This window comes from Shewanella inventionis (genome assembly GCF_019931735.1).
Taxonomy (GTDB): Bacteria; Pseudomonadota; Gammaproteobacteria; order Enterobacterales; family Shewanellaceae; genus Shewanella; species Shewanella inventionis.
The window spans coordinates 3,443,463-3,455,266 of sequence record NZ_CP082926.1 but is presented as its reverse complement, the minus strand read 5'-3'; the positions used below and the strand labels follow the sequence as shown (position 1 = coordinate 3,455,266).

11 protein-coding genes are annotated in these 11,804 nt (G+C 43.1%); all 11 read left to right on the top strand.

Annotation, left to right across the window (positions count from 1 at the left end):
• Positions 1 to 26: 26 nt before the first annotated feature.
• The 11 genes from fabD to K8B83_RS15345 all read left to right on the top strand — a co-directional run bounded on the left by fabD (position 27) and on the right by K8B83_RS15345 (position 11,718).
• Positions 27 to 953 carry an ACP S-malonyltransferase gene (gene fabD / locus K8B83_RS15395; protein WP_223417970.1) on the top strand — a complete coding sequence of 309 codons (927 nt, stop codon included), beginning with the start codon at positions 27 to 29 and terminating at the stop codon, positions 951 to 953.
• A gap of 10 nt (positions 954 to 963) precedes the next feature.
• On the top strand, positions 964 to 1,710 hold the full coding sequence (fabG, locus tag K8B83_RS15390) for a 3-oxoacyl-ACP reductase FabG (RefSeq protein WP_188739885.1): 747 nt from the start codon (positions 964 to 966) through the stop codon (positions 1,708 to 1,710).
• A 163-nt stretch (positions 1,711 to 1,873) separates the two neighbouring features.
• The gene (gene acpP, locus K8B83_RS15385; protein WP_011496723.1) at positions 1,874 to 2,107 is read left to right on the top strand and encodes an acyl carrier protein; all 234 of its coding nucleotides are present in this window, start codon (positions 1,874 to 1,876) and stop codon (positions 2,105 to 2,107) included.
• Positions 2,108 to 2,269: 162 nt separating this feature from the next.
• On the top strand, positions 2,270 to 3,511 hold the full coding sequence (fabF, locus tag K8B83_RS15380; protein WP_188739886.1) for a beta-ketoacyl-ACP synthase II: 1,242 nt from the start codon (positions 2,270 to 2,272) through the stop codon (positions 3,509 to 3,511).
• A gap of 89 nt (positions 3,512 to 3,600) precedes the next feature.
• The gene (locus K8B83_RS15375) at positions 3,601 to 4,089 is read left to right on the top strand and encodes an acyl-CoA thioesterase (protein WP_188739887.1); all 489 of its coding nucleotides are present in this window, start codon (positions 3,601 to 3,603) and stop codon (positions 4,087 to 4,089) included.
• Between the two features lie 13 nt (positions 4,090 to 4,102).
• Entirely contained in the window at positions 4,103 to 4,978 is an 876-nt protein-coding gene (locus K8B83_RS15370) for an NAD(P)-dependent oxidoreductase (protein ID WP_188739888.1), read from the top strand.
• A 648-nt stretch (positions 4,979 to 5,626) separates the two neighbouring features.
• Positions 5,627 to 5,962, top strand: coding sequence for a tetraheme c-type cytochrome CctA (cctA, locus tag K8B83_RS15365; RefSeq protein ID WP_188739889.1), 336 nt, complete (start codon positions 5,627 to 5,629; stop codon positions 5,960 to 5,962).
• Between the two features lie 291 nt (positions 5,963 to 6,253).
• Complete coding sequence (locus K8B83_RS15360) at positions 6,254 to 9,010, top strand: nitrate reductase (RefSeq protein WP_188739890.1); 2,757 nt, start codon at positions 6,254 to 6,256, stop codon at positions 9,008 to 9,010.
• Positions 9,010 to 9,882 carry a uroporphyrinogen-III C-methyltransferase gene (cobA, locus tag K8B83_RS15355; RefSeq protein WP_188739891.1) on the top strand — a complete coding sequence of 291 codons (873 nt, stop codon included), beginning with the start codon at positions 9,010 to 9,012 and terminating at the stop codon, positions 9,880 to 9,882. Before K8B83_RS15360 ends, cobA begins: the two co-directional genes overlap by 1 nt.
• On the top strand, positions 9,875 to 11,035 hold the full coding sequence (locus K8B83_RS15350) for a glycosyl transferase (RefSeq protein ID WP_188739892.1): 1,161 nt from the start codon (positions 9,875 to 9,877) through the stop codon (positions 11,033 to 11,035). The genes cobA and K8B83_RS15350 overlap by 8 nt, the downstream gene beginning before the upstream one ends.
• Positions 11,036 to 11,037: 2 nt before the next feature.
• Positions 11,038 to 11,718 (top strand): ANTAR domain-containing response regulator, encoded by a 681-nt coding sequence (locus K8B83_RS15345; RefSeq protein WP_188739893.1) that lies wholly within the window; start codon positions 11,038 to 11,040, stop codon positions 11,716 to 11,718.
• Positions 11,719 to 11,804 lie beyond the last annotated feature (86 nt).

Sequence of the window (11,804 nt, the reverse complement as noted above, 5' to 3'; positions counted from 1 at the left end):
TTACATTATTTTACAGGTAACCAGTTATGGAAAATGTTGCTTTTGTATTTCCGGGGCAGGGGTCTCAGGCCGTAGGAATGTTAGCTGAATTAGCTCAATCTCATGCCATTATTGGGCAAACTTTTGCCGAAGCAAGTGGCGCGTTAGGCTATGATTTATGGAATTTGGTTGCAAATGGCCCAGCTGAAACGTTAAATGAAACAGATAAAACTCAGCCGGCATTGCTTGCTGCAAGCGTGGCTATTTGGCGCGCTTATCAAGCGTCTAACAAACCAATGCCTTCATTACTAGCCGGTCACAGCTTAGGTGAATATTCTGCGTTAGTGTGTGCTGGTGTGATTGAGTTTACTGACGCGGTAAAACTAGTTGAACTACGCGGTAAATTAATGCAACAAGCGGTGCCAGCTGGTTCTGGAGCCATGTTTGCCATTATTGGTCTTGATGATGATGCTATTGCCACAGCGTGTGCAGAGTCTGCTCAAGGTGATGTCGTCAGCCCTGTTAACTTTAATAGCCCTGGACAAGTGGTTATTGCCGGTGAAAAAAATGCAGTTGAACGTGCAGCTGCCGCTTGTAAAGCCGCTGGCGCTAAAATGGCTGTAGCACTTCCTGTTAGCGTGCCATCACACTGCGCCTTAATGAAACCCGCTGCCGATGAATTAGCCAAAGCGTTAACTCAAGTGACATTCTCAGCGCCTACCATTAAAGTAATTAACAACGTTGATGTGGCAATGCCAACAGATGCCGATGCAATTAAAGATGCATTAGTGCGCCAATTATATTGCCCAGTGCGTTGGAGCGAGACCGTTGAGTTTATGGCGACACAAGGTGTTACAAATTTAGTAGAGTGTGGCCCTGGTAAAGTATTAACCGGATTAACAAAAAGAATTAATAAATCGATATCCGCTCAAGCGGTAAATGATGTTGCTTCATTTGCAGCATTAACCGAATAAAGGAGTTTTTATGAGCTTTAATATCAGTCTAGACGGCAAAGTGGCGTTGGTTACCGGTGCAAGCCGTGGTATTGGCCGTGCAATTGCTGAGTCCTTAGTGCAAGCCGGTGCTGTGGTCATTGGTACAGCTACGAGTGAAAAGGGCGCAGAAGCGATTCAACAATACCTAGGTGACAAAGGCTTTGGGATGGTGTTAAATGTCACTGATACTCAGTCTGTTGCAGATTTATATACCCAGATCAAAGAAAAAGCTGGCGATGTTGATATTCTAGTGAACAATGCTGGTATCACTCGTGACAATTTATTGATGCGAATGAAAGACGATGAATGGCAAGACATTATTGATACTAATCTAACGTCATTATTTAAATTGTCTAAACCTGTAATGCGATCTATGATGAAAAAACGTTTCGGACGTATTATCAGTATCGGTTCAGTAGTAGGTACAATGGGTAATGCTGGCCAAGTTAATTACTCGGCAGCAAAAGCTGGTTTGATAGGATTTACAAAATCTCTTGCAAGAGAGGTTGCATCTCGTCAAATAACAGTGAATGCTATTGCACCTGGATTTATTCAGACAGACATGACAGATGAGCTGACACCTGAGCAGCAACAAGCTATTATGTCGCAAGTTCCGATGGAACGTTTAGGGCAAGCACAAGAAATTGCCAATGCAGTATTGTTTTTGGCCTCGGATTCAGCCGCTTACATCACAGGTGAGACATTGCATGTGAATGGCGGTATGTACATGGTTTAAGGGCGATAGGTAGGAAACTACCTTCATTTGAGTCAGTGTTAGTGACAATTCAATGTTAATTTTTGTGGTTAGACCACAAAATCTAAGCTTGCATTGTTATCTAATTCGAATAAACTACTCGCAATCTTACGCAAGTGCGTAATTTGAATAGGAAAGAAAACTAATGAGCAACATCGAAGAACGTGTAAAGAAAATCATCATCGAGCAACTTGGCGTTAAAGAAGAAGACGTTAAATCAGCTGCTTCTTTTGTAGACGATTTAGGCGCAGATTCTCTAGACACTGTTGAATTGGTTATGGCTCTAGAAGAAGAGTTTGATACCGAGATCCCTGACGAAGAAGCTGAAAAGATCACTACTGTTCAAGCAGCGATCGATTACGTTTCTAAGAATCAGTAATCAAGAATTCACAGAAACAGGCGGCATTTATGCCGCCTGTTTTTGTTTAAAGCATTGGTAAACGCTCGTTCCATTTAATTGCATGACAACATTCCCCCTGATTTTTCTTACGTTTTATCGCAATAATGGCAACGTAGCTGATTTTATTAAAAGGTAAATATCATGTCTAAACGTCGTGTCGTCATCACAGGCCTTGGCCTCGTAACTCCTGTAGGTAATGATGTAGAGTCTTCTTGGAATGCCTTATTGGCAGGTAAGAGTGGTATTGCCCCAATTACTAAATTTGATGCCAGTGAGTTTGGTACTCGTTTTAGTGGTTCGGTAAAAGATTTTGATATTGAACAATATTTATCAAAAAAAGATGCACGTAAAATGGATTTATTTATCCAGTACGGCATGGCCGCGGGTATTCAAGCATTAACAGACTCTGGCTTAGATATGAGCCAAGAAAACCCAGCTCGAGTAGGTACCGCAATTGGTGCTGGCATGGGCGGTATGTGGTTAATTGAACAAGGCCATTCTGCTTTACTTAATGGCGGCCCACGTAAAGTGTCTCCCTTTTTTGTACCAAGTACCATTATCAACATGATAGCGGGTCATCTATCGATTATGTATGGCATGACAGGTCCAAACTTTGCCGTGACTACAGCCTGTACAACAGGTGTGCATAACATTGGATTTGCTGCTCGTACAATTGCTTATGGCGATGCCGATGTAATGGTGGCTGGTGGTGCTGAAGATGTTACTTGTCCGTTAGGTGTGGCAGGTTTTAGTGCTGCTAAAGCATTATCAACTCGTAATGATGATCCCACCGCGGCAAGCCGTCCCTGGGACAAAGACCGTGACGGCTTTGTTATTGGCGATGGCGCGGGTGTGATTGTGATGGAAGAATATGAACATGCTAAAGCACGCGGCGCTAAAATTTACGGCGAATTAGTGGGTTTTGGTATGAGTGGTGATGCATTCCACATGACATCTCCTCCGAGTGATGGCGCAGGTGCTGCAGCTGCAATGGTTAATGCCATTAACGATGCTAAGATTAAAAAAGAGCAAGTGGGCTACATTAACGCACATGGCACTTCAACCAATGCGGGTGATAAAGCAGAAGCGGCAGCTGTAAAAGCAGTATTTGGGCCACATGCTTATGACTTGTTAGTGAGCTCAACTAAATCAATGACCGGACACTTACTGGGTGCTGCTGGTGCAATTGAAGCCATCATTACCTTGCTTGCACTGCGCGATCAGCATGTTCCGCCAACCATCAACTTAGATAACCCTGATGAAGGTTGCGATTTAGATTTTGTTGCGCACACTTCTCGTCGTCATCAATTTGATTACGCTTTATGTAATTCATTTGGCTTTGGTGGCACAAACGGTTCTCTGTTATTCAAAAAAATAGATTAGAAATGTTCACGATAAAAAGCGCCAAGTGCGCTTTTTTTGTACCTGTACTAAGTGTATCGTTAGTAAATATTGCATGACTTGGAGGCTCTATGGCCGGTAAAGATAGACAACTTACATTGCGTTTTTTGGCCGAACCTGCAGATGTAAATTTTGGTGGAAAAGTGCACGGTGGCGCTGTGATGAAGTGGATCGATTTGGCCGCATATGCATCAGCAGCTGGATGGAGCGGTAAATATTGTATTACTGTTTACGCTGGCGGTATTCGTTTTGTTAAACCTATCCATGTTGGCAATATTGTAGAGGTGACAGGTAAAGTGATTTATACCGGCAGCACTTCGATGCATATTGCGATAGATGTTAAAGCGGGTGATCCTAAAGAGTCTGAACGTCATTTGACCACACATTGTATCGTGATTATGGTGGCCGTTGATTATGAAGGTAAGCCCACATCAGTCCCTGAATGGATCCCTGAAACTGCTGATGATGTTCGTTTACGTGATAGTGCATTACGATTAATGGATATGCGTAAACGCATTGGTGCTGAAATGGAAGCACATGTTAAACCATCTGTTGAATAAATAAGGAAAAATCATGGCCAAGGTTGCATTTATTGGTTTAGGCGTTATGGGTTACCCTATGGCTGGTCACTTAGTCAAACAAGGGCATGAGGTTACGGTTTATAATCGTACAACGTCAAAAGCTACTCAGTGGGTTGAGCAATTTGGTGGCCAATTAGCGTTAACGCCAAAAGATGCCGCGAAGGGACAAGATTTTGTGTTTACCTGTGTGGGCAATGACGATGATTTACGCCAAGTGGTACTTGGTGAACAAGGCGTCGCTCACGGTATGCACCCTAGTGCGGTGTTAGTTGATCATACTACAGCTTCAGCTGATGTTGCCCGTGAGATTGCTGCGCATTTAGCGTTGCGGAACATCGCCTTTCTTGATGCGCCGGTATCTGGTGGCCAAGCAGGCGCCGAAAATGGTGTGTTAACCGTGATGATGGGTGGCGAGCAAACCCATTATGATGCTGTAAAACCGGTTATTGACGCTTATAGTCGCTGTGCAGAGTTGTTAGGTCCTGTAGGCGCTGGCCAGTTAACAAAAATGGTTAATCAAATCTGTATTGCAGGTGTTGTGCAAGGTTTGGCAGAAGGCCTTCATTTTGCTAAAAGTGCTGGTTTAGACGGTCTTAAAGTGATTGAGGTTATTAGTAAGGGAGCGGCCCAAAGCTGGCAGATGGAAAATCGTTATCAAACCATGTGGCAAGGTAAATACGATTTTGGTTTTGCTATTGATTGGATGCGAAAAGATTTAGGGATTGCATTAGATGAAGCTCGCCGTAATGGCAGCCATTTACCCGTTGCCGCTTTGGTTGATCAATTTTATTCAGAAGTTCAAGCGATGAAAGGTAACCGTTGGGACACCTCAAGCTTGCTTGCACGGCTAGAAAAATCACGCAGTTAATATAGCAATTATCGATGTTTGACAGTAACAAGCCTCCACATTTAATTGGGGGCTTTTTATTGAAAATCGCTTCAACATTGGCGTTTGCTGTATTAGGGTCTGTTGATCTTTCAAGATTGTTTTTGCAGCGAATTGTTGGCCATTTCTACAAGGCAGAGACTTTGAGGTGTAGTTATTCTACATAAAAAGTCGATAACGAAGTAAAAATGGCCAACAAACGCTGCCTGAAAGGTTCGGCTAAAAACGTTTTACTCTTTGTTGAATGGATTTTGCTTAGATGACTAGGCATCAATCCATTCGTCTCGATTAAAACGTTTTTAACTCGAACAAAATTCAAACAGCAAAGATCAACAGACCCTAGTTATTTACTTTCAATTTATTCACGAAAAACCATCGAGTTACATGATGTAGCGCACATAATCAATCCAGTAACACTGCTATCATTGTTTCATCTAAATTAATTTTGCTTAAAGTGACTTGCTTAACTACTTTTAAATTGTCCATTAATTTAGATCTCTATGGATATCAAATTTAATGATTAGCGATATAAATAGTTGAGTGATGAATTAAGTTAAGTGTCGTGCTTCGGTGTAGGACCTGCGTCAGATAAAAAGAATGTGGGCATACACTAAATTGGAGGAATGAATAATGAGCAACAAACTGCTAAGTGCATTGTTTGCGGCAGGTTTTTCGGTAATGATGATGTCTTCTGCATCATTTGCAGCTGACGAAACCCTTGCTGAGTTTCACGTTGAAATGGGTGGCTGTGAAAGCTGTCATGCTAATGAAGAGCCATCAGCTGATGGCGCATATGAATTTGAACAATGCCAAAGTTGTCATGGTTCACTTGCTGAAATGGATGATAACCACAAACCGCATGATGGTGTATTAATGTGTGCTGACTGTCACTCACCTCATGAAGCTAAAGTGGGCGATAAGCCAACATGCGATACATGCCATGATGATGGTCGTACTGCTAAATAATTCGTTTATTTAATTAAAAAATACCGACATATTATGTCGGTATTTTTGTTTTAGACTGAGTATCGTTTTAAACTTAAACTTATGGACATACCTCTTTAGAGGTATATAAATTCTTTTATTTTCAATTGGTTGCGCACTTTAACTGTGCTGTGTTGCACTTATGTTGCGCAATTTTAGTGTTACTTCGCGGTAAAAACTCTCCCTTTTTAAGTTAAATCAGTAGGTTAATTTTTTTGGCACGGCTTTCGCAGTATTAATCACATGAAATGATTAATCTGAAAGGGTCAATGTATGTCAACAATCCAATCTAGTTGTGCTTATTGTGGTGTAGGGTGCGGCGTTAGTGTGTCCTCAACTCAAGCAGATTGGGAAAATGCTGACGTGTCTACACTCACTTTAACGGGAGATAGTCAACATCCTGCTAACCACGGTCATCTATGTGCTAAAGGTGAGCGTTTACTCGACAGCTTATCTCAGCCTAATGTATTACGTTATCCAGTGTTACGTTCAGGTATACCAATAGCCTGGGATGAGGCCAGTTCGTTAATAGCTGATAAGTTTGCCCAAACGATTGCCAAGTATGGTCCCAACTCTGTTGCGCTGTACCTTTCTGGTCAATTACTTACCGAAGATTATTACGTCGCAAACAAATTTGTTAAAGGTTATCTTAAAACCGCTAATGTCGACACGAACTCACGCTTATGTATGTCATCTGCTGTCAGTGCCATGCAACGAACATTTGGTGAAGATGTTGTGCCTGGTTGCTACGATGATATTGAACATGCAGAAGTGATTATTTTAATCGGTGCCAATACCGCATGGACTCATCCGGTTTTATTTCAGCGTATTTTGGCCGCTAAAAAAGCCAACCAAACGACATTAGTGGTGATAGACCCCGTTGCTACCGCCACTGCAAAACAAGCTGACATTCATCTCGCTGTTGCACCCGGTGCGGATTTGGCGTTGTTTCATGGTTTATTAGGGTATTTAGCCGATAATAAACAGCTTGATCATGAGTATATCGCTACAAATACACAAGGCTTTGAAGAGGTGGTCGGGGATGCACAGCTGTTGAGTGCTGATGTTGCAAAACTGGCTAAACAAGTGGGTGTAACAGAGGCTGAACTTACCCAGTTTTATCAATTATTTACGCAAAATCGAAATGTACTTACAGCGTCGTGCCAGGGTATTAATCAGTCGGTTATTGGCACAGATACCACTAACGCCATTATTAATTGTCATTTAGCCTTGGGGCATGTGGGCAGGGCTGGCAGCGGTTTTTTCTCCTTAACTGGGCAGCCAAATGCCATGGGCGGTCGTGAGGTGGGCGGCCTAGCAACTCAGTTAGCTTGCCATATGGGGTTTTCTGCTCCAGAGCGTGAACTACTCGCCGATTTTTGGCAAGTTGACCATGTTGCAGACAAAAAAGGCCTCGCCGCGGTCGATATGTTTGATGCTGTCGCACAAGGCACAATAAAAGCCATTTGGATTATGGGCACTAACCCGGTTGTGTCACTCCCTAACAGCAACAAAATTGCGCAAGCGTTGGCAGATTGCCCTTTTGTTGTGGTGTCCGAAATCAGTCCAGATTCTGATACTGCAAAACTGGCAGATGTGTTGTTACCCGCTCAAGGTTGGTCTGAGAAATGTGGCACTGTTACTAACAGTGAGCGCACCATCACGCGTCAGCGTGGTTTTATTGCTGCAAAGGGGCAAAGCAAACCAGATTGGTGGGCCATTAGTCAAGTTGCTCAAAAAATGGGTTTTAATGGTTTTGAGTTTACTAACAGTGCGAGTGTATTTCGCGAGTTTGCTGGGTTATCTGCCAAGGTGAAACAGGTTTTTCCAAGTAAAATATTCGATTTAAGTGGATTAACAAACTTAAGTGACAGTGAGTATAACGACTTATTACCCACGCAATGGCCAATCGCATCGGCTGATCAAATTGGTCAACAAGGTGTGCGGGTATTTACCCATGGTGTGTTTGCAACACCAACGGGTAAGGCGCAATTTGTCACACCTGCTGACACCAATATGAGCAATAGCACAACGTCGACCGGTACAGTGATATTGAATAGCGGCCGTAGTCGCGATCAATGGCACACCATGACCCGTACCGGCCATATTGCTAGTTTGCGAGCAAGTATTCCTGAGCCCATCATTCAACTGCATCCTGAAACACTTGCACAATATTCAGTGAAAGAAGGCGAGCTCGTTACTCTTGAGTCGGATGTACAACATAATACCAGCCAATTTGCGCTTGCACGTGTGGTGATTGACCAAGATATACCTAAGAGCATGGCTTTAATGTCTATGCATTGGTCTGAGCAATTTTCATTAGGTAAGGGTGTGAACCAGTACCTTGATAACCGAGTCGATCCCGTTTCTTTGCAGCCTGGGTTTAAGTCTCAAGCGGTTGTTATTAAGCCTGTAGAACTGGCATTACAAGGTATTGTGTTTGGCTCTCATGATCCTTCAGCTCAAGGTATGTGCTGGCAGGTTGCGCAAACATTAACAACAGGAGTATGCCATCACATCGGTTTTAGCCGAGCTGAAGATGGTTTTGCTTATCAGTCTACACCTCACTCATTATTATGGTCAGCTAACGTAAATGGCCAGCGAGTGCATGTGCAATGCAATATGGAAAAAGACATCGTTTGTGCCATTAAAGTGTTGTCTACCACCCGTGTTCATTTGGCACTAGAGCCCATGAATGCGTTTATCGGAAAGCCCATCGATAAGACATTCATTAAGAAATTACATCAGCAAATAAATGCTGGAAACAGCCCATTGATTTGTGCTTGCACAGGGGTGACTGAGGCACAAATTGCTAACCAGATAAATGCCGAATTTGATCAACAAGTATTTCATCATGGCAAACAGCATTTGCAATTTGATAAGGCATTAGATGCCACTCAATCCAGTTTAGGCTGTGGCCGTCAATGTGGTAGTTGCCAAAGTGAAGTTAAACAATGTGCCCAAGCACATTGGCAGCAAGCACTAACCTATGTCGATTTAGAATACTCAACTGAAGAGGATGTTGCCTAATGCAAACTATAGATAGCGTTATCCAAGGCGTTAACTTGACTGGTGCAGTTAACTCAACATCATTGCAATCGGGTGAGGTTGCTATCGTTGGTGCCGGTTGTGGTCAGTTAGAGTTAATGACAATAAAAGCTGCGCGCATTGTTGCTCAAGCTGAAGCACTGGTATTTGATAGCCTGGTCAGCAGTGAAATCCTAACCTTGGTAACACCCACTTGCCAGCGTCATTTTGTTGGTAAACGGTGTGGCCAACCGAGTATCAAGCAAGAAGACATCAACGCATTGCTATTGTCGTTGGCTCGGCAAGGCTTAAAAGTGGTGCGTTTAAAAGGTGGTGATCCGCATATTTTTGGTCGCGGCTCTGAAGAAGCACTTTATCTTGCCCAACATGGCATTCGTTCTCAGTTTGTTGCAGGTGTTACTGCGGCATTAGGTTGTGCCTCAAGTACAGGCATTCCGCTTACGTTTCGCGGTATGGCACGCAGCGTTACCTTAATCACCGGTACTAAAATGTCGGATGATGATAATGCGGTGGCTCCTGCTCAGTGGCAAGCCTTATTAGCTGCTCAGTCGACGTTGGTTTTCTATATGGGCAAAGAACAAGCCGCCCGTATTTCAGTGGGTTTGCTTGACGCACAATGTGACGCAACTTTACCCGTGGCCTTTGTCACCAATGGCGGCAGACCGAATCAAATAGTGACTTACGCAACGGTCAAAACCATGGCTGAAGCCGCATTAACCATTAAAGATTCTGGACCGACCTTGATTATTATTGGTGACGTGGTTGGCGTTGGTCAGCAATTAACTTCGTTACTAAATGATATTGATTTTGCTTCGTCACAGCCACATCAAGAATATGAGGCTTTATATGCCTAAAATTGGCGAGCTAACCTTAACATCAGCCGAAGCATTTGATTTTCGGTTATTAATAAAGGCACTTGGCAAAGGTGAAAAGGGCTCGCGCGCGTTAACTTTTGCAGAGGCTGCTTTATTGATAGAAGGGTTTGCCTCCGGGCATGCCACTCGCGTACAAATGGCCAGTGCCATGATGCTCATGCGAGTGCGCGGTGAAACCGTTGACGAAGTCGCAGGCATGGTTGCCGGATTACGCCGAAGTGTTGTTACTGGCTGGGAGTCACTCACGGTCGATATTGATTGGCCCGTTTATGCCGGTAAACGTGAGCAATTGCCTTGGTTATTGTTGGTGGCAAAACTGCTCGCAAGCCAAGGGATTAGAGTGATGCTACATGGCGATAGCCAGGCATTGCCTCATCGTCGTCATGTTGAATCTTGCATCGATGCATTAAATATTCGTTGTTGCACTTGCCCAAACAGTGCGCAGGATGCATTAAATTCTGATCATATCGTTTATGTTCGTGCTGGGGATTTAGTGCCTGTTTTAGATGATTGCCGCCAATTACATCAAGAACTCGGTTTACGCAGTTTAATTCAATCAGCAGCACGTTGTATTAATCCAACTAATGCACCGATCAGTTTACGCAGTTATTTTCACCCTGGGTTAGATGATTTACATCAGCAAGTATGCGAAACCCTATTTGCACATAAAGATTACTCAGCAGGTCAGATTGCTATTTTTAAAGGGTTGCAAGGTGAAACAGAGATTAACCCTAGAGTGGCGACAGATATCAGAGTTATTAGTGGGCAAGCTAATAAACTTGTGTTGTCGAGTATCACTATCCCAACATTATTAGAAGGTTTTTCTGGTGCAAAAATCGGCCAAGCTGAATTGTCTAGTGAGATCCTTGCGCTGTTATGGCGCGAACAACAATCGTTAAATACAAATATGCTCAGTGAGTTGATGTCATGCACCATGATAGAACAAGCACTGAGTAGCATCACTGCAACGTTAGCGGTTGTCTTGCTGTTACTTAATCAACAATCGAAACATAGACTGGGTTTACAGCAACCTTTTACCGTAGAGCAGGCCATCAGTGTCAGTCAACAATGCTGGCAAAATCGTTTTAGTTCTGTAAATAGTCCATTGGCTAATTGGCACAACAAGGAGTAGCAATGCGTAGCTTAATTTTGTGTGATCCCAGTTTTTCAGTTGTGCCGGTAGTCGATTGCGAAATGGTGCAATATCAGGCTTGTTTGGCCGCATTTGGACACGTCACTGTATTGGCTTCAATTAGTCAGGTTGAGCAACGGCTTCACCAGCAGCAGTTTGATACGTTACTGATACTGACTGACAAATTACATAGCCAAATTCAGGGGTTAATTCAACGCACTTTAGCCAGCAACCCCATGGTGATTATCGTCAATGCTAAATCCTGGGAACAAACAGTGTTGTCTGAATTACTCGATTGTGGACGCATTACTTTTATTCCTGACATGTTAACTGTTAACCGCTTAACGAGCGTGATCAGTTTGGCTCAAATTCGTTTTAATGCCGCCAGTAAAACGCTTGCAGAATTTAAAAAGCTGGATGATGAAATTCGCAGCATTAAATTACTCAGCCAGGCTAAATTGATCTTGATGCAGCAAGGGTTTGATGAAGCTAAAGCCCACCAAATTATTCAACAACAAGCCATGCAAAAAGGCCTATCGTTGGCACAAATGTCTTCTCAAATTATTGCGGTTGTCAATCAATCTAAGCGTGATTGCGCTGAACCGATCAATCATGGTGCGCCCCATGTTGGTGCGGTTGTGTCTAAGGTGAACATCAACTCGACTAACCATAAAGGTTGTTAAGTATTAAATTGTTTAAAATCAGATGTTTATTTTGCTATGTCTGTTGGCATAAAGTCTGCAATATCACAGTATGTTACTGCGCATAG

Excerpts from the sequence above, each read along its gene's own strand:
- fabD (WP_223417970.1), top strand. The coding sequence starts at position 27 with ATGGAAAATGTTGCTTTTGTATTTCCGGGGCAGGGGTCTCAGGCCGTA.
- K8B83_RS15360 (WP_188739890.1), top strand. The coding sequence starts at position 6,254 with ATGTCAACAATCCAATCTAGTTGTGCTTATTGTGGTGTAGGGTGCGGC.
- cctA (WP_188739889.1), top strand. The coding sequence starts at position 5,627 with ATGAGCAACAAACTGCTAAGTGCATTGTTTGCGGCAGGTTTTTCGGTA.
- cobA (WP_188739891.1), top strand. The coding sequence starts at position 9,010 with ATGCAAACTATAGATAGCGTTATCCAAGGCGTTAACTTGACTGGTGCA.
- acpP (WP_011496723.1), top strand. The coding sequence starts at position 1,874 with ATGAGCAACATCGAAGAACGTGTAAAGAAAATCATCATCGAGCAACTT.
- K8B83_RS15375 (WP_188739887.1), top strand. The coding sequence starts at position 3,601 with ATGGCCGGTAAAGATAGACAACTTACATTGCGTTTTTTGGCCGAACCT.
- K8B83_RS15350 (WP_188739892.1), top strand. The coding sequence starts at position 9,875 with ATGCCTAAAATTGGCGAGCTAACCTTAACATCAGCCGAAGCATTTGAT.
- fabG (WP_188739885.1), top strand. The coding sequence starts at position 964 with ATGAGCTTTAATATCAGTCTAGACGGCAAAGTGGCGTTGGTTACCGGT.
- fabF (WP_188739886.1), top strand. The coding sequence starts at position 2,270 with ATGTCTAAACGTCGTGTCGTCATCACAGGCCTTGGCCTCGTAACTCCT.
- K8B83_RS15345 (WP_188739893.1), top strand. The coding sequence starts at position 11,038 with ATGCGTAGCTTAATTTTGTGTGATCCCAGTTTTTCAGTTGTGCCGGTA.
- K8B83_RS15370 (WP_188739888.1), top strand. The coding sequence starts at position 4,103 with ATGGCCAAGGTTGCATTTATTGGTTTAGGCGTTATGGGTTACCCTATG.